We start from the raw sequence: 16,313 nt of genomic DNA, 5'->3' as shown, positions 1-16,313 counted from the left end.
AAATAGCCCGATGAACGAACAGGTCAAACAACGCTTCGCCGGCATCGAACGGCTGTATGGCGTGGGTGCGCTCGAGCGCCTGCAGGGCAGCCGCGTGGCGGTGGTGGGCATGGGCGGTGTCGGCTCATGGGTGGTGGAGGCGCTGGCCCGTTCGGCGATCGGCCACCTGACCCTGATCGACGCCGATGACATCTGCGTGTCCAACACCAACCGGCAGCTGCCGGCGATGGAAGGCAACTATGGCCGCAACAAGGCCGAGGCGATGGCCGAGCGCTGCCGCGCGATCAATCCGGACATCGAAGCCGAGGCCGTGCAGGCCTTCCTGACCGTCTCCAACATGGCCGAACTGCTGGATCGTGGTTTCGATCTGGTGATCGACGCCTGCGACAGCTTCCGGGTCAAGGTCGAAACCATCGCCTGGTGCCGCCGCCGCAAGCTGCCGCTGCTGACGGTGGGCGCTGCCGGCGGCCGCACCGATCCGACCCTGGTGCGCATCCGTGATGTTTCGCGCACCGAGCACGATGCGATGCTGGCGCTGATCCGCAAGAAGCTGCGCAGCGAATTCAATTTCCCGAAGAATGCAAAGCGCTACTTCGGCGTGCCGGCGGTGTATTCATTGGAAAACGTGAAGTACCCGCAGGCCGATGGCAGCGTGTGCGGCATCCGCCCGAACCTGGGCGCCGATGCGGCACTGAAGCTGGACTGCGGCGCAGGCCTGGGCGCCGCGACGCACATCACCGGCGCGTTCGCCTTCGCCGCGGTCGGCAAGGCGCTGGAAATGCTGCTGGAACCGAAGAAGGTGAAGGCCGAAGTGGTCGAGGCCCATGCCGACGCGTGACGGTAGTGGCGGCCGCTGGCCGGCAGCGCCCGAATGATTGAATCAGTGCGGATGCCGGCCAGCGGCCGGCACCGTTAAATCGCCGGCAGCGCGAACAACCGCTGCGCATTTCCGGTGGTGGCCTGTGCCACCGCATCCAGTTCCATTCCACGCAACGCCGCCACATGGCGGGCGATGACGGCCAGCCGTGCCGGTTCGTTGCGCTGGCCGCGGATGCCGGCATCAGGCTGGTCCGGCGCATCGGTCTCCAGCAGCAGCTGCTCCAGCGGCATCTGACGGACCAGTCGCTGCAGGCGCTGCGCGCGATCGTAGGTCAGCGGGCCGCCCAGGCCCAGCAGGAAACCCTGCCTGTGCAGCTGCGCGGCCTGTTCCGGGCTGCCGGAAAAGCTGTGCACCACGCCGCGCAGGCCACCGATGCGGCGGATCGCGGCAATCACCGCGTCCACCGCGCGCCGCGCATGCACGATCACCGGAAGATCGAACTCGCGGGCCAGCTCCAGCTGGCCAATGAAATAGGCCTGCTGCGCCTCGGCATCCAGCCCCTCAACGAAGAAATCCAGGCCGCATTCGCCGATCGCGCAGGGGCGTTCGCGTTCGATCCACTCGCGCAGCAGCGGCAGGTGCCCGGGCTGGTGCTCGGCCAGGAACATCGGGTGCAGGCCGTAGGCCGGGTACAGCCCCGGCGCCTGCCGGCAGACCTCGCGCAGCGTTGGCCAGCTGGCGGCGGTCACCGCGGGCACGACCTGCTGGCGCACGCCCGCGGCCTGCGCACGATCGATCACCGCAGCGCGGTCATCGTCGAAGGCGCTGGCGTCCAGATGGCAGTGGCTGTCGACCAGCAGACTCAACGCTGTTCCAGCGGCGGCGGCGGGGTGGCGTTGCGGCTTTTCCAGTTGGCCAGCAGCAGCGTGCCGAAGCCCAGTACCAGCTCGTCGACGAACGGGATCGGGTCGGGAATGAACAAGGTCAGCACGAACAGGCCGGCCGTGAGCTTGAACAGGGTGGGGTAGCGCAGCCGGCGCGCCCATTGCAGTACCGGCAGCAGCATCGCGTTGGCCATGGCGGGAATCCTCGTGGGTAACATGCAAACGCTACCACGGGCCCAGCATTTCCCGATGCTGAATGGGTTACAGCAATGAGCAGGAAATGTGGAGATTCCGTTCAGGCAGCCCATGCTGCAATCTGGCCCGAGAACGTTGCGGATGGTCCGCAAGGAGCAGGTCATGAAAAGCACAACTACAACTGTCCTGGTCGCAGCGGGCGCGCTGCTGGTCGGTGGCATCGCCACCGCCGCCTTCATGAAGAGTGGCGACACGTCGCCCGATTCCATCAGCGCCGGAACCCCCAATGCCGAATCGCGCCTGGCCGATGGCAATGCCATTGACGACGGTGCGCGTGGTGACAAGCTAGACCCGTCGGCGCCGCGCGGCCTGGAGTACGCCGACGTGCTGAAGGTCGACCCGATCACCGAGAAGCAGAAGGCCTATGCCACCGTGATCGGTACCGATCCGGTCCGCGAGACCTCCACCACCCAGACCCCGCACGAAGTCTGCCAGGACGTGACCGTGCAGGAGCGCCTGCCGGAGCGTGACGGCAACGTCGGCGGTACCGTGGTCGGCGCGGTGGTTGGTGGCCTGCTCGGCAACCAGGTCGGCGGCGGCAACGGCAAGAAGGCCGCAACCGCGGCCGGCGCGGTGGCCGGTGGCTTCATCGGCAACCAGATCGACAAGCGCCACGTGGGTGGCCGCGTGGTCAACCGCACCGAGCGCCAGTGCCACACCGAGACTGCCACCTCCGAGTCGAGCCGCGTTACCGGTTACAACGTGACCTACCGCAACGAGGACGGCACCACCGGTACCATGCGCATGGCCAGCAAGCCGGGTAACCGCATTGCCATGGGCAACACCGATGTGGTCAAGGGCTACAACGTGACCTATCGCTATGACGGCGCCGAGAAGACCGTGCGCATGGACAACAAGCCGGCCAGCGATCGCCTGCCGGTGGTCGATGGCCAGCTGGTCACGCAGACCGCAGCCGCGGGTGCCACTGCCGCAGCCACGCGCCAGTAAGCCCAGGCGCAACATGCAGTAGGCAACGGGCCGGCGCCATGCCGGCCCGTTTCGTTTTTCGGGCCGGAATTCATCCCGTCGGGTCAGGGATCGACCATCATGGTCGCCCCTTCCCACGACATGGAGTCGGCATGAGCATCTTCGACCTGCGCCTGGAAACCGAGCGGCTGGTCCTGCGCCCCCTGCTGCGCGAGGATTACGAAGCCTACCTGGCGTTCTGCGCCGACGAGGAAACGATGCGAACCCTGGGCGGCGTGCAGCCGCCTTCTGTGGCCTGGCGCGGCTTCTGCAGCCTGGCCGGCGCCTGGCAGCTGTTCGGCTTCTCGATGTTCAGCGTGATCGAGAAATCGAGCGGCGAATGGATCGGGCGGATGGGGCCCTGGCAACCGCAGGACTGGCCCGGTACCGAGGTTGGCTGGGGCATCCGTCATGCCAGCTGGGGCCGGGGCTATGCGCCGGAAGCGGCAGTTGCGGCGATCGACTGGGCCTTCGATACGCTGGGCTGGGACGAGGTGATCCACACCATTGCCGAGAACAACGACAACTCGCGGGCGGTCGCGCGCAAGCTCGGCAGCACGCTGCTGCGCATGGGGGAGCTGCCGCCGCCGTACAACGACAAGCCGATGCAGATCTGGGGCCAGTCACGCGAGCAGTGGAGGAAGCGCGCGCGCTGAGCGTTGCCTGGTAGTGCCGGCCGCTGGCCGGCAATCGCTTGGATCCTGCTGCATCGAGGATGCCGGCCAGCGGCCGGCGCTACCGTGTGGGCATGCTGCACCCGCGCTTGGCAATCATCGGCGCGCTTGCCAGACTGCACGCAGCCGGCCGCCGGCCGGATCCGATGGAGCAGGCGATGGTGGAAGAGCGCGTCCCGTTGACGGTGCATGGCATGTCGGTCTCGGGCAATTGCCACAAGGTACGCCTGCTGCTGGAGCAGCTCGGCAGCCGCTACCGCTGGGTGGAAGTGGACAGTGCCCATGGCCAGACCCACACCGCTGAATTCCTTGCACTGAACCCGAATGCCAAGGTGCCGCTGATCGTCCGTGACGACGGCCGCGTGCTGACCGAGTCCAATGCGATCCTGTTCTGGCTGGCCGAAGGCACGCCGTACCTGCCCAGCGACGGCTGGGAGCGCGCGCAGGCGTTGAGCTGGATGTTCTTCGAGCAGTACACGCATGAGCCGTGCGTGGCGGTGGCGCGCTTCATCCGTGGCTGGACGGCCCCCGATTCGCCACGCCGCGCTGAACTGCCGAGGCTGCACGAGCGTGCCGCCACCGCACTGGCGGTGATGGAGCAGCACCTGCGCCAGGCCCCCTGGTTCACCGGCAGCGAGTACGGCATCGCCGACATCGCGCTGTTCGCCTACACCGACGTGGCAGGCGAGGGCGGCATCGACCTGGCGCCGTTCCCCGAGGTGCGCGCCTGGCTGCAGCGCGTGCGTGGGCAACCGCGCTTCCTGCCGATGCCGGCGGTGACCGCCGAGGTGCGTGCACGCTTCGACGCCGCGTGAGTTCCACAGGGTAGCGCCGGGCCACGCCCGGCGGAACGCAACAACGACACGGAGGGTGTTCGATGTTTGCTGTGGTTCCAGATCCGATTCCCGCGCGCATGCGCGTGCTCAACCGCGCCGACGTGTGCGACGCCAATTTCCTCGATGCGGTACGTGGCTGGCGCGGTACCCCACGCCAGCGGCCGGCACCGGATGCACCGATACTGCCTGGCAGCACGCTCACCGCCGCGGCCTTTGCCGACCTGTTCGACTCGCAGCTGGCCAGCCGCCAGCTGGACCTGATGGCACGCGTGCTGCGTGTGCAGAACAAGGTTTTCTACACCATCGGCTCCTCCGGCCATGAGGGCAACGCGCTGCTGGCACGCGCCAGCCGGCATACCGATCCGGCGTTCCTGCACTATCGTTCCGGCGCCTTCATGGCCGAGCGTTCGCGGCAGGTGCCGGGCATCGATCCGTTGCGTGATGCCGCGCTGTCCTTCGCCGCCAGCGCCGATGATCCGGCCAGCGGCGGGCGCCACAAGGTGTGGGGCAGCAAGCCGTTGTGGGTGCTGCCGCAGACCTCGACGATCGCCTCGCACCTGCCCAAGGCGCTGGGGACCGCGCTGGCCATCGAGAGTGGCAAGCGGCTGGGGCAGCCGCTGCCGATCCCGGCCGACAGCATCGTGCTGTGCTCGTTCGGTGATGCCTCGGCCAACCATGCCACGGCGCAGACCGCGTTCAACACGGCGATGTGGTCGGCCTACCAGAAGCTGCCGGCACCGGTCCTGTTCGTCTGCGAGGACAACGGGCTGGGCATCTCGGTGAAGACGCCGGACGGCTGGATTGCCGAGCGCTTCAGCCGCCAGCCCGGGCTGGATTATTTCTTCGCCGATGGCCTGGATCTGGCGGTCGGCCACGCCCAGGTGCAGGCCGCAGTGGAGCACTGCCGGCGTACCCGGCGGCCGACCTTCCTGCACCTGCGCACCACGCGCCTGATGGGCCATGCCGGCACCGATTTTGAAGTGGAATGGCGCGCGTTGCCGGAGCTGTGCGCGGCCGAGGCACAGGACCCGTTGCTGCGCTCGGCGCAGATCGCGATGGAGTCGGGCTGGATGGATGCCGCCGCCATCGAGGTGGCCTACGAGACCATGCGTGCGCGCTGCATGGCCGCCGCCGCCGAGGCCGAAGGCCGCCCGAAGCTGCAGTCGCTGCAGGACGTGATGGCGCCACTGGCGCCGTACACGCCGGCGGCGGTGCTGGCCGAGGCCCGGCGTGAGGTTGCCGACGAAGCGCGCGAGGCCCTGTACGGCGGTGCCGAGGCGCTGCCGGAGCGGCAGGCACCGCGGCATCTGGCGATCCAGATCAACCACGGCCTGCAGGAACTGCTGGCCAAGTACCCGCAGAGCCTGCTGTTCGGTGAGGACGTAGCGCAGAAAGGCGGGGTGTATACGGTCAGCAAGGACCTGCTGCGCCGGTTCGGCCCGCGCCGGGTGTTCAACACCCTGCTGGACGAGACCATGATCCTGGGCATGGCCCAGGGCCTGGCCAACATGGGCATGCTGCCGATCCCGGAAATCCAGTACCTGGCCTATCTGCACAACGCCATCGACCAGGTGCGCGGCGAAGCCTGCTCGCTGCAGTTCTTCTCCAACGACCAGTTCCGCAACCCGATGCTGGTGCGGGTGGCCGGGCTGGGCTACCAGAAGGGCTTCGGTGGCCATTTCCACAACGACAACTCGATCACCGCGCTGCGCGACATCCCCGGCCTGGTGGTCGGTTGCCCGTCGCGCGGCGACGATGCGGTGATGATGCTGCGCACGCTGGCCGCGCTGGCGCGGGTGGATGGGCGGGTGGCCGTGTTCCTTGAGCCGATCGCGCTGTACATGAGCAAGGACCTGCACGAAGCGGGCGATGGCCAGTGGTTGTTCGACTACCCGGCGCAGGGCCAGGCGCTGGTGCCGGGCGAGGGCCGGGTCTACGCCGCCGACGCCGGGGACCTGGTGGTCTTCACCTATGGCAACGGCGTGCCGATGGCGCTGCGTGCGGCGCGCGCGATCGAGCAGCAGCTGGGCTGGCAGGTGCGGGTGGTCGACCTGCGCTGGCTGGTGCCACTGGATGCCGCCTTCATCGCCACACAGGCCGCCAGTGCCCGGCGGGTGCTGGTGCTGGACGAGGGGCGGCACAGCGGCGGGGTGGGCGAGGGCGTGGTCACCGCGCTGGTCGAGGCCGGCTTCGGCCACCTGCCGCTGCGCCGGGTCTGCGGTGCCGATACCTATACCCCGCTGGCGGGGGCAGCAATGTTCGGGCTTCCAAGCGACAATGCAGTGATTGGCGCCGCCCTTGAACTGGCGCAGGAACCCTGATGCATGTGTGGATTGGCGGGAATGTTGTTGCCGGCGCCGGTGGCGTCGGCCGAGGTGCTGCAGGCGCAGGTGCTGGCCATGGGCGAGGCACTGCACCACCGCGGGCCGGATGATGGTGGCCGCTGGGTCGATGCCGGGGCCGGCATCGCGCTGGCGCACCGCCGCCTGAGCATTCTCGACCTGTCCCCGCTGGGCCACCAGCCGATGGCCTCGGCCGACGGTCGCTATGTGATGGCCTACAACGGCGAGGTCTACAACTTCGCCGCGCTGCGCGCCGAGCTGGAACCGCTGGGCCACGCCTTCCGCGGCCACTCCGACACCGAAGTCCTGCTGGCAGCGATCCTGCAGTGGGGCTTTGAAGACACCCTGCAGCGTTGCAACGGCATGTTCGCGATCGCCCTGTGGGACCGGCAGGAACAGTGCCTGTGGCTGGCCCGCGACCGTGTCGGCAAGAAGCCGCTGTACTACGGCTGGGCCGGCGACACGCTGGTGTTCGGTTCCGAACTGAAGGCGCTGTGGCAGCATCCGGCGTTCGACAACGACATCGACCGCGATGCGCTGACCCTGCTGCTGCGGCTGGACTACATCCCGGCGCCGCACAGCATCCACCAGCGCTGCTACAAGCTGATGCCGGGCCGACTGCTGCGGCTGGATGCAGCGACCGTGGCGGCCGGTGCGGCCGCGCACCGCCCGGAACAGGCGCAACGTCCTTTCTGGGATGCGCGCGCGCGCATGCAGGCGGCGTTGGCGGCGCCGTTCCAGGGTCGTATCGAAGAGGCCGAGGAACAGCTGGATGGCCTGCTTCGCGATGCGGTGGCGCTGCGCATGGTGGCCGACGTTCCGGTAGGCGTGTTCCTGTCCGGCGGCACCGATTCGTCGCTGGTGGCGGCGCTGATGCAGGCCCAGAGCGGGCAGCCGGTGCACAGCTTCAGCATCGGTTTCACCGGTTCGGGCCACGACGAGGCGCCGCTGGCCAGGGAGCTGGCGACGCACCTGGGCTGCGACCACACCGAGTTGTATGTCAGCGGTGCCGACGCGCTGGCGGTAGTGCCGCAGTTGCCGACGATGTTCGACGAGCCCTTCGCCGATGCCTCGCAGGTGCCGACCGCGCTGGTCGCGCGCCTGGCCCGGCAGGGCGTAACGGTGGCGCTGTCCGGTGACGGCGGCGATGAACTGTTCTTCGGCTACACCCGTTATGTGCGCGCGCTGCGCAACTGGCAGATGCTGGGCCGCGTGCCGGGGCCGCTGCGGCGCTGGATGGGCGCGCGTTCGCAGCAGCAGGGCGAGGCCTCGCGCACGGGCGGCCTGGCCGCACTGCTGGCCGAGTCCGGTGCGCGCGGTATCGGCGATGTGTACCGCAACCGCATCTCGCGCTGGCGCGACCCGGCCGCAGCGGTACCGGGGGCGCAGGCGGCGGGCAGCTTCTACGACCTGGCCGACCCGCTGCACGGCGCCGGCACGCCGGCCGACGCGATGATGCTGGCCGATTACGTGACCTACCTGCCGGATGACCTGCTGTGCAAGGTCGACCGCACCTCGATGGCGGTCAGCCTGGAAGCGCGCGCGCCGTTGCTGGACTGGCGCGTGGCCGAGTTCGCGTGGTCGCTGCCGCTGGGCTTCAAGCGCAGTGAAACCACCAGCAAGGTGCTGCTCAAGCGTGTTCTTGGCCGCTACGTGCCGCAGTCGATGGTGCACCGGCCCAAGCGCGGTTTCGGTGCGCCGGTCAGCGATTGGCTGAAGGGCGACCTGCGGCCGTGGGCCGAGGATCTGCTGCAGCCGGCTCGATTGGAACGCGAAGGCGTGCTGTCGGCGGCGGCGGTGCAGCCGCTGTGGCAGCAGTTCCTCGGCGGGCAGCGCAAGTGGCATACCCACCTGTGGAACGTGCTGATGTTCCAGGCCTGGCAGGCGCATTGGCGGCAGGTGCGGGCGGGCGTGACCGGCCGCTGATCTTCACCGGGGCGCACGGGGCCGGCGACTAGGCTGGGCGTCCCGCACCGTGAGGAGTATGTCCCGATGTCCATCCCCACCATCGCCGTGTTCGTCGGCAGCCTGCGCAAGGACTCCTGCAACCGCAAGCTGGCCCATGCGCTGGAGAAGATCGCCGGCCAGCGAGCACGCTTCCAGTACGTGCAGATCGGCGACCTGCCGCTGTATGACCAGGACTTCGATGGACACTATCCGCCGCAGGGCACGCGGCTGAAGGACCAGGTCCGCGCCGCCGACGCGGTGCTGTTCGTGACCCCGGAATACAACCGGTCGGTGCCGGGCGTGCTGAAGAACGCCATCGACATCGGCTCGCGACCGTATGGTGACAGTGCGTTTGCCGGCAAGCCGGCGGCGGTGATCGGCGCCTCCATCGGCCAGATCGGCACCGCCGTGGCCCAGCAGCACCTGCGCAACAGCCTGGCCTTCCTCGACATGCACGTGCTCGGCCAGCCCGAGGCGTTCATCCACTTCAAGGACGGCCTGATCGATGCCGACGGCACGGTCCACAACGAGGGCACGCAGAAATTCCTGCAGGGCTACGTGGACCGGTTCCTGTCGCTGATCGCGGTGCACGTCAAGGGCGATTGACGCCAGCGGCGGTCGCCCCCATCTGCGATAATGGCCTGCTCGGGTGCCGCAATGGCACCCGTCGCAGGCAGCGCGACGCCCCCACGCCAGTCTGGCCAGGCACCGGCGGATATCCCCCGTTTCTCCACGGCTTATCCACAGGCTTGTCCATGGCCGCCGGGGTCGGCGCATGCCTACACTCGTCTGGTCCACTTTTGCAGGAAACACCGCAGCATGTCCGCCCGTTCCGGCTTCCGTTCCAACCGCAGAGAGCGCGGCGATGGTTTTGATCGTGATCGCGATGAATCGCGCATCGATCAGCTGCGGGTACCGCCGCATTCGGTGGAGGCCGAGCAGGCGGTGCTGGGTGGCCTGATGCTGGCGCCGGAGGCGTATGACCGGGTCAACGACCAGCTGACCGAAGGCGATTTCTACCGCCGCGATCACCAGATGATCTACCGCGCGATCCGTGAGCTGTCCGAGCGCGAACGGCCGTTCGACGCGGTCACCCTGGGCGAGTGGTTCGAATCGCAGGGCAAGCTGGAGCTGGTCGGCGACGGCGCCTACCTGATCGAGCTGGCCAGCACTACGCCGTCGGCGGCCAACATCGTGGCCTACGCCGAGATCGTGCGTGACAAGGCGGTGCTGCGGCAGCTGATCCAGGTCGGTACCGACATCGTCAACGACGGTTTCCAGCCCGAGGGCCGTGACAGCAGCGAGCTGCTGGCGTCGGCGGAAAAGAGCGTGTTCGCCATCGCCGAGCAGGGCGCACGTGGCCGTACCGATTTCGTGGCGATGCCCGGCGCCCTGAAGGACGCGTTCGAGGAACTGCGCAACCGCTTCGAGAACGGCGGCAACATCACCGGCCTGCCGACCGGCTACAACGACTTCGATGCGATGACCGCCGGCCTGCAGCCGACCGACCTGATCATCCTCGCCGCGCGCCCGGCCATGGGCAAGACCACCTTCGCGCTGAACATCGCCGAGTACGCGGCGATCAAGTCGAAGAAGGGCGTGGCGGTGTTCTCGATGGAAATGTCGGCCTCGCAGCTGGCGATGCGCCTGATTTCCTCCAACGGCCGCATCAACGCACAGCGCCTGCGTACCGGCCAGCTGGAAGACGAGGACTGGAGCCGCGTCACCAGTGCGATCAAGATGCTGAAGGAAACCAAGATCTTCATCGACGATACGCCGGGCGTGTCGCCGGAAGTGCTGCGTTCCAAGTGCCGCCGGCTCAAGCGCGAGCACGACCTGGGCCTGGTGGTGATCGACTACCTGCAGCTGATGAGCGTGCCCGGCAACAGCGAAAACCGCGCGACCGAAATTTCGGAAATCTCGCGTTCGCTGAAGGGCCTGGCCAAGGAACTGCACGTGCCGGTGATTGCGCTGTCCCAGCTCAACCGCTCGCTGGAAACGCGTACAGACAAGCGCCCGGTGATGGCCGACCTTCGCGAATCGGGCGCAATCGAGCAGGACGCGGACATGATCGTGTTCATCTACCGCGACGACTACTACAACAAGGAAAACTCGCCGGACAAGGGCCTGGCCGAGATCATCATCGGCAAGCACCGTGGTGGCCCGACCGGCTCGTGCAAGCTGAAGTTCTTCGGCGAGTACACGCGTTTCGACAACCTGGCCCACGACTCGGTCGGTTCGTTCGAATAACCGCAGTGCCGGCCGCTGGCCGGCAACCGCCCCACGGCCTGCAGACCATCCGCAACGCCAAACTTCCGTACGTGGCGTGTAAATGACATGTAACGCGCCGCTTCTACGATTCCGCCGCTGCTGCCCTTTCGACGCCGCCCTTCGGCGTCCAGCGTGCCCAAGGAATCCGCCCCCATGCCGTCCCACGCTCCGCTTCGCCGCAACCTGCTGGCCCTGCTGGTCTGTGCTTCGCTGCCGTCGCTGGCCGCCGCTGAAACCGCTCCCGCCACCGACGCGCAGTCGGCCACCACGCTCGATTCGATCTCGGTGATCGGCCGCGGCGAAGCCCGCCAGGTGCAGCGCATGACTGCCGAGGACATGAAGGTGCTGCCGCCCGGCGCCAATCCGCTGAAGCTGCTCGCGACCAAGCCGGGCGTGCATTTCGAATCGGCCGATGCTACCGGCGCCTACGAATGGTCCACCACCATCAGCCTGCGCGGCTTCAACCAGAACCGCCTGGGCTATACCCTCGATGGCATTCCGCTGGGCAACATGGCCTATGGCAACAGCAACGGCCTGCACATCAGCCGCGCAGTGATCAGCGAGAACCTCGGCGGTGCCGAAGTCTCCACCGGTATCGGCGCGCTGGGTACCCCGTCCACCAGCAACCTCGGTGGCGTGTTCCAGTTCTATTCGATCGATCCGTCCACCGAATATGGCGTGGTGCTGGCGCAGGGCTTCGGCAGCGACAGTGCACGCCGCAGTTATGCGCGCCTGGAGACCGGTGAGCACCAGGGCTTTGCCGCCTACCTGTCCGGTGTGTACTCAGAAGGCGACAAGTGGAAGGGCAAGGGCTCGCAGGAGCTGAAGCAGTTCAACAGCAAGGCGATCTACAACTTCGGTACGGACAGCAAGATCACCGCGTTGTTCAACGTCTCGCGGCGCGTCGAAGCGGACTACCAGGACCTGTCGCTGGAGATGATCGATCGCCTCGGCTGGGACTGGGACAACTACGCGCCGGATTGGGATCGCGCGGTCGCCGCCGCACGTGGCACATTCAGCGGCGGCGTCAACAGCCCGTGGGATGCGTATTACTCCGGCCATGGACTGCGCAACGATGACCTGTCCAGCATCGCCGGCGATTTCGGCCTGAACGAATCGATGCGGCTGAAGGTCAACGTCTACAACCACAGCAACCGTGGCCAGGGCCACTGGTTCAGCCCGTCCAATCCGTCCAATCCGGGTACCAGCCGCGAGATCCCGATCTCGATCCGCACCACCGAATACGCGATCGACCGCACTGGCGTGACTTCGGCATTCACCTGGAATGTCGGCGGCCACGAACTCGAGGCCGGCCTCTGGTACGAGGACAACGGCCACAGCGTGCAGCGCAACTTCTACTACATCGACGGCCCGGTCACCGACGACTTCTTCCTGCGCAATCCGGACCAGCGCGTGTGGCACCAGCGCTACACCACCATCACCCGCCAGTTCTATGTGCAGGACCGCTTCCGCCTGTTCGATGACCGCCTGACCATCGACATCGGTGCGAAGTCGCCGCACACCCGCACCAGCGTGCGCACGCCGCTGGGCAGCTATGCCAACAACAGCAGCCTGACCGCAAAGAAGGGCTTCCTGCCGCAGGCCGGCTTCAACTTCAAGCTCAACGAAGGCAACGAGATCTTCGGTTCGTTTGCCAAGAACATCGCGGCCTATGCGCTGGGCGTGGGCAGCCCGTTCAACGTGCCGCAGGCCGCGTTCGATGCCAGCGCGCAGAACCTGAAGCCGGAGCAGTCGCGCACGCTGGAGCTGGGCTGGCGTGGCTACGGCCAGGGCTATGAAGCCTCGGTCGCGGTGTATGACGTGAAGTTCGACAACCGCCTGCTGGCGATCGCCCAATGCGTGGGCATCCTCGGCTGCCCGGCGCTGTTCTCGAACGTGGGTTCGGTGACCAGCCGCGGCGCCGAGGCGACCCTGCAGCTGAAGCCGATGCAGGATCTGGCCTGGTCCAACGCGCTGTCGTGGAATGACAGCACCTACGACAACGACTACGTGAACAACGGCGTGGTGCCGACCCGCGGCAAGAAGACCGTCGACACCCCGGAATGGATGTTCGCCAGCACCCTGGCGTGGACCCCGGGCCCGTGGGACATGCGCCTGTCGGCCAACCATGTCGGCAAGCGCTACGTGACCTACACCAACGATGTGTCGGTGCCGAGCTACTGGCTGGTCAACGCCTCGGTGGCCTATGACTTCGGCCAGCTCGGCCCAGCGCAGAACCTGACCGTGGCGTTGAACCTGACCAACCTCACCGACAAGCGCTACCTGTCGTCGATCAACACCAACGGCACCTACGCCGCCGACCCGACCCGCAGCCTGGCGACCATGCAGGTCGGCGCGCCGCGGCAGGTGATGGCCACCGCAACCGTGCGCTTCTGATGCGCGGGCCTGTCGATCCGGAAAGCCGTCGTCGCCTGCTGCGCATGGCGTGGCAGGGCACGGGGGCGGCGATCGCGCTGGCGGCGATGCCGGGGTTGGCTACGGCCGGCCCACGGCCGCGGCTGGGGCGTGATCCGTTCACCCTCGGTGTCGCCGCCGGTGATCCGGATCCACAGGGGGCGGTGCTGTGGACGCGGTTGGCCCCGGACCCGCTCAACGGCGGCGGCATGCCGTCGCGGGCGGTGCCGGTGCGCTGGTTCGTGGCTGAAGACCCGGGCATGCGCCGGCTGGTGCAGCGTGGCGTTGCCGCCGCGGTGCCGGAGCTGGCCCATTCGGTGCACGTGGAGGTCAATGGCCTGCGCCCGGGCCGCGACTATTACTATCGATTCGCCTGCGATGGCGATGAGGAAAGCGCGGTCGGCCACTTCCGCACCGCGCCGCTGCTGGACACGCAACTGCAGCAGCTGCGGCTGGCGCTGTGCACCTGCCAGGCCTGGAACAGTGGCTACTATCCGGTGCTGCGCGATATCGCACAGAGCGATGTCGACCTGGTGCTGCATGCCGGTGACTACCTGTACGAATACAGCCCGCTGCAGAACGCACGCGGGCGCACCCTGGATGCCGAGCGCTTCAGCGGCGAGACGGTCAGCCTGGAGCGCTACCGTGACCAGTACGCGCTGTACAAGCTTGACCCCGACCTGCAGGCCGCGCATGCCGCACACGCGTTCGCGGTGATCTGGGACGACCATGAAGTGCAGAACGACTACTCCGGCATCCACCCGGAAAAGCCCGGCGTGTCGATCGAGGACTTCATCGTGCGTCGCGCCGCGGCCTACCGTGCGTTCTACGAACACCTGCCGATGCGCAGCGCGCCGACCGGCAATGGCGGCCTGCGCGTGCACCGTCGCCTGCGCTATGGCGATCTGGCACAGCTGACCCTGCTCGACTGTAGGCAATTCCGCCCGGCCAATCCCTGTGGCGTCGGCGAGTCACCACGCTGTGATGCCGCGCTGGACCCGCGCATGAGCATGCTCGGTGCGGGCCAGGAAGCGTGGTTCGCGCAGTCGATGGCCGCCGCGCAGGGCACGCGCTGGAACGTGGTGGTGCAGCAGCTGCTGATGGCGCAGCTGCGGCTGGACGGCGGCACGCCGCGCGAACGTTTCTGGAACGACGCCTGGGATGGCTATCCCGCTGCACGCAAACGCTTGCTGCAGGCGCTGCAGGCCGGCGGGCAGGGCAACGCCATCGTGCTCGGTGGCGACTGGCATTCCACCTTCGTCAACGACCTGAAGCTGGATTTCGACACGGCCGATGCCCCGGTGCTGGCCACCGAGTTCATCGCCCCGGCGATCAGCAGCGGCGGCGACGATACGCCCTATGGCCCGTACTACGGCCCGTCGATTCCGCAGAACCCGCATATCCGCTATTTCGATGGTGATCGCCGTGGCTGGTGGAAGCTGCAGCTGACCCGGCAGACCGTGGACGCCGAGCTGCGCTTCGCCGACAGCGTGCTGCGTGCGGATGCGCCGGTACGCACGGCCGCCCGCTTCCAGGTGACCCATGGCCGCCCGGGTGCACTGCCGGTGTGAATCCGTTCGGTAGTGCCGGCCGCTGGCCGGCAACCCCATGAACCACCGGTTTCATCGCCCCTAGCCCGGTTTCGTCGCAAACCGTTTGCGGGCAGCGAGGGCAGGGCGCCATGGTGTCCACAGGCGGCAGGGTGCCGCCCCAAGGAGACCGTGATGAAGACCCTGTTCGCGCTCGGTGTGTGGTGCCTGCTGTTCGTGCTGTGCTGGCCGCTGGCGATCCTCGCCTTGATCGCCTGGCCGTTCGTGTGGCTGCTGAGCCTGCCATTCCGCCTGGTCGGCATCACCTTCTCGGCGCTGTTCGCGTTCCTGCGCGCGCTGTTCATGCTGCCGGCGCGCCTGCTCGGTGGCGGCCCGGTGGCCGCATGAGGGCCGTGTTGCTGGTCGTGCTGGCGCTGGTTGCGTTGCCAGCGCTCGCTACACCGGCGGTGCCGCCGTCGTCTGCCTGGCTCGAGCGCCAGCAGACCGCGGCTGCCGACGAAGCGGATGCCGCAGCGGCGGCGACACCGAAAGCCCGGGAGCGCTGCCGGGTGGTGAAGGAATGGAAGGCCGGCGATACGGTTGTGCAGCACAAGGTCTGCGACGATCCACCGAAGAAGCCGGCTGGAAAGGTGTAGCGCGGAGCCCATGCCCGGCTGCTCTCCAAAACGGCCAGATCACGCAGGGGCGCGGCCTTGCATCATGCCGCCTCGGCACGCAGCGCTGCCTGCACGGCCGGTCGCGCGTTGACCCTGCGGGTGTAGGCCGGCAGCGCCGGCCACGCCGCCAGATCGATGGAGAAGAAGCGGCACCAGCCAAGCACCGTGAACAGATAGGCATCGACCACGCTGAAGGTTGAACCCATCAGGAAATCCTGTTGTGCCAGGATTTCCTGCAGCAGATCGAAGCGCTTGAAGAGTTTTGCACGGAAGAATGCCTTGGCCTCTTCCGGCAGCGCGGCATTGAACAGCGGTGCCGAACCAGCATGGATTTCGCTGGTGACAAAGTTCAACCACTCCTGCAGCCGTACCCGCTCCCAGCTGCCGACGGGCGGGGCCAGCGCGCATTCGGGTTTCAGGTCGGCCAGGAACTGGACGATCGCCGGGCCTTCGGTCAGCACCTGGCCGTCGTCCAGCTCCAGCGCGGCAACGTATCCCTTGCGGTTGATCGTACGGAAGTCGCGGCCATCGGCGGTCTGCCTGGTCGCGTTGTCGACCTTGACCAGTTCGAACGGGAGGCCGAGCTCGCGCAGCACGATATGCGGCGACAGCGAGCAGGTGTAGGGCGCGTAATACAGCTTCATGGACGGTCTCGAGAGGGAAGAGCGGCTGGGACAGCCGATGCAGGGCAGTCTGC

At 67.5% G+C, this 16,313-nt stretch carries 15 protein-coding genes; 12 read left to right on the top strand and 3 right to left on the bottom strand.

The window, feature by feature from the left end:
- The first annotated feature begins 10 nt into the window (after positions 1 to 10).
- Entirely contained in the window at positions 11 to 838 is an 828-nt protein-coding gene (locus VN11_RS14475) for a tRNA threonylcarbamoyladenosine dehydratase (RefSeq protein ID WP_053450259.1), read from the top strand.
- Positions 839 to 912: 74 nt separating this feature from the next.
- On the opposite strand, the gene VN11_RS14470 is transcribed toward VN11_RS14475, so the two are convergent.
- Positions 913 to 1,686 carry a TatD family hydrolase gene (locus VN11_RS14470; RefSeq protein ID WP_053450258.1) on the bottom strand — a complete coding sequence of 258 codons (774 nt, stop codon included), beginning with the start codon at positions 1,684 to 1,686 and terminating at the stop codon, positions 913 to 915.
- Positions 1,683 to 1,898, bottom strand: coding sequence for a DUF6116 family protein (locus VN11_RS14465; protein WP_040007412.1), 216 nt, complete (start codon positions 1,896 to 1,898; stop codon positions 1,683 to 1,685). Before VN11_RS14465 ends, VN11_RS14470 begins: the two co-directional genes overlap by 4 nt.
- A 163-nt stretch (positions 1,899 to 2,061) precedes the next feature.
- Between VN11_RS14465 and VN11_RS14460 the strand changes: the two genes are divergently transcribed.
- The 11 genes from VN11_RS14460 (at position 2,062) to VN11_RS14410 (ending at position 15,595) form a co-directional block, all read left to right on the top strand.
- Complete coding sequence (locus tag VN11_RS14460; RefSeq protein WP_053451351.1) at positions 2,062 to 2,907, top strand: glycine zipper 2TM domain-containing protein; 846 nt, start codon at positions 2,062 to 2,064, stop codon at positions 2,905 to 2,907.
- 131 nt (positions 2,908 to 3,038) lie between these two features.
- Positions 3,039 to 3,581, top strand: coding sequence for a GNAT family N-acetyltransferase (locus VN11_RS14455; RefSeq protein ID WP_053450257.1), 543 nt, complete (start codon positions 3,039 to 3,041; stop codon positions 3,579 to 3,581).
- A gap of 176 nt (positions 3,582 to 3,757) precedes the next feature.
- Positions 3,758 to 4,414, top strand: a complete 657-nt coding sequence (locus tag VN11_RS14450) for a glutathione S-transferase family protein (RefSeq protein WP_053451350.1) — start codon at positions 3,758 to 3,760, stop codon at positions 4,412 to 4,414.
- A gap of 62 nt (positions 4,415 to 4,476) precedes the next feature.
- On the top strand, positions 4,477 to 6,756 hold the full coding sequence (locus VN11_RS14445) for a transketolase C-terminal domain-containing protein (protein ID WP_053450256.1): 2,280 nt from the start codon (positions 4,477 to 4,479) through the stop codon (positions 6,754 to 6,756).
- Positions 6,757 to 6,759: 3 nt separating this feature from the next.
- Complete coding sequence (asnB, locus tag VN11_RS14440) at positions 6,760 to 8,703, top strand: asparagine synthase (glutamine-hydrolyzing) (protein ID WP_053450255.1); 1,944 nt, start codon at positions 6,760 to 6,762, stop codon at positions 8,701 to 8,703.
- 66 nt (positions 8,704 to 8,769) lie between these two features.
- The gene (locus VN11_RS14435; protein WP_053450254.1) at positions 8,770 to 9,330 is read left to right on the top strand and encodes an NADPH-dependent FMN reductase; all 561 of its coding nucleotides are present in this window, start codon (positions 8,770 to 8,772) and stop codon (positions 9,328 to 9,330) included.
- 213 nt (positions 9,331 to 9,543) lie between these two features.
- Entirely contained in the window at positions 9,544 to 10,974 is a 1,431-nt protein-coding gene (locus tag VN11_RS14430) for a replicative DNA helicase (protein ID WP_005410278.1), read from the top strand.
- A gap of 174 nt (positions 10,975 to 11,148) precedes the next feature.
- Positions 11,149 to 13,392: a TonB-dependent receptor family protein gene (locus VN11_RS14425; RefSeq protein ID WP_053450253.1), complete on the top strand. Its 2,244-nt coding sequence runs from the start codon at positions 11,149 to 11,151 to the stop codon at positions 13,390 to 13,392.
- The gene (locus VN11_RS14420) at positions 13,392 to 14,981 is read left to right on the top strand and encodes an alkaline phosphatase D family protein (RefSeq protein WP_053450252.1); all 1,590 of its coding nucleotides are present in this window, start codon (positions 13,392 to 13,394) and stop codon (positions 14,979 to 14,981) included. Before VN11_RS14425 ends, VN11_RS14420 begins: the two co-directional genes overlap by 1 nt.
- 153 nt (positions 14,982 to 15,134) lie before the next feature.
- Positions 15,135 to 15,347, top strand: coding sequence for a hypothetical protein (locus tag VN11_RS14415; RefSeq protein ID WP_005410275.1), 213 nt, complete (start codon positions 15,135 to 15,137; stop codon positions 15,345 to 15,347).
- A complete protein-coding gene (locus VN11_RS14410) occupies positions 15,344 to 15,595 on the top strand; it encodes a hypothetical protein (RefSeq protein ID WP_053450251.1) in 252 nt (83 codons plus the stop codon). The genes VN11_RS14415 and VN11_RS14410 overlap by 4 nt, the downstream gene beginning before the upstream one ends.
- A 62-nt stretch (positions 15,596 to 15,657) precedes the next feature.
- Here VN11_RS14410 and gstA read toward each other — a convergent pair whose 3' ends face one another.
- Positions 15,658 to 16,260, bottom strand: coding sequence for a glutathione transferase GstA (gene gstA / locus VN11_RS14405; protein WP_053450250.1), 603 nt, complete (start codon positions 16,258 to 16,260; stop codon positions 15,658 to 15,660).
- Positions 16,261 to 16,313 lie beyond the last annotated feature (53 nt).

This window comes from Stenotrophomonas maltophilia, from assembly GCF_001274595.1.
In the GTDB taxonomy this organism is placed as follows: Bacteria; Pseudomonadota; Gammaproteobacteria; order Xanthomonadales; family Xanthomonadaceae; genus Stenotrophomonas; species Stenotrophomonas forensis.
The sequence above is the reverse complement of the archived record's forward strand: the minus strand, read 5'-3'. Positions and strand labels throughout refer to the sequence as shown.

Excerpts from the sequence above, each read along its gene's own strand:
- VN11_RS14475 (WP_053450259.1), top strand. The coding sequence starts at position 11 with ATGAACGAACAGGTCAAACAACGCTTCGCCGGCATCGAACGGCTGTAT.
- VN11_RS14465 (WP_040007412.1), bottom strand. The coding sequence starts at position 1,898 with ATGGCCAACGCGATGCTGCTGCCGGTACTGCAATGGGCGCGCCGGCTG.
- VN11_RS14460 (WP_053451351.1), top strand. The coding sequence starts at position 2,062 with ATGAAAAGCACAACTACAACTGTCCTGGTCGCAGCGGGCGCGCTGCTG.
- VN11_RS14455 (WP_053450257.1), top strand. The coding sequence starts at position 3,039 with ATGAGCATCTTCGACCTGCGCCTGGAAACCGAGCGGCTGGTCCTGCGC.
- VN11_RS14450 (WP_053451350.1), top strand. The coding sequence starts at position 3,758 with ATGGTGGAAGAGCGCGTCCCGTTGACGGTGCATGGCATGTCGGTCTCG.
- VN11_RS14445 (WP_053450256.1), top strand. The coding sequence starts at position 4,477 with ATGTTTGCTGTGGTTCCAGATCCGATTCCCGCGCGCATGCGCGTGCTC.
- asnB (WP_053450255.1), top strand. The coding sequence starts at position 6,760 with ATGTGTGGATTGGCGGGAATGTTGTTGCCGGCGCCGGTGGCGTCGGCC.
- VN11_RS14435 (WP_053450254.1), top strand. The coding sequence starts at position 8,770 with ATGTCCATCCCCACCATCGCCGTGTTCGTCGGCAGCCTGCGCAAGGAC.
- VN11_RS14430 (WP_005410278.1), top strand. The coding sequence starts at position 9,544 with ATGTCCGCCCGTTCCGGCTTCCGTTCCAACCGCAGAGAGCGCGGCGAT.
- VN11_RS14425 (WP_053450253.1), top strand. The coding sequence starts at position 11,149 with ATGCCGTCCCACGCTCCGCTTCGCCGCAACCTGCTGGCCCTGCTGGTC.
- VN11_RS14420 (WP_053450252.1), top strand. The coding sequence starts at position 13,392 with ATGCGCGGGCCTGTCGATCCGGAAAGCCGTCGTCGCCTGCTGCGCATG.
- VN11_RS14415 (WP_005410275.1), top strand. The coding sequence starts at position 15,135 with ATGAAGACCCTGTTCGCGCTCGGTGTGTGGTGCCTGCTGTTCGTGCTG.
- VN11_RS14410 (WP_053450251.1), top strand. The coding sequence starts at position 15,344 with ATGAGGGCCGTGTTGCTGGTCGTGCTGGCGCTGGTTGCGTTGCCAGCG.
- gstA (WP_053450250.1), bottom strand. The coding sequence starts at position 16,260 with ATGAAGCTGTATTACGCGCCCTACACCTGCTCGCTGTCGCCGCATATC.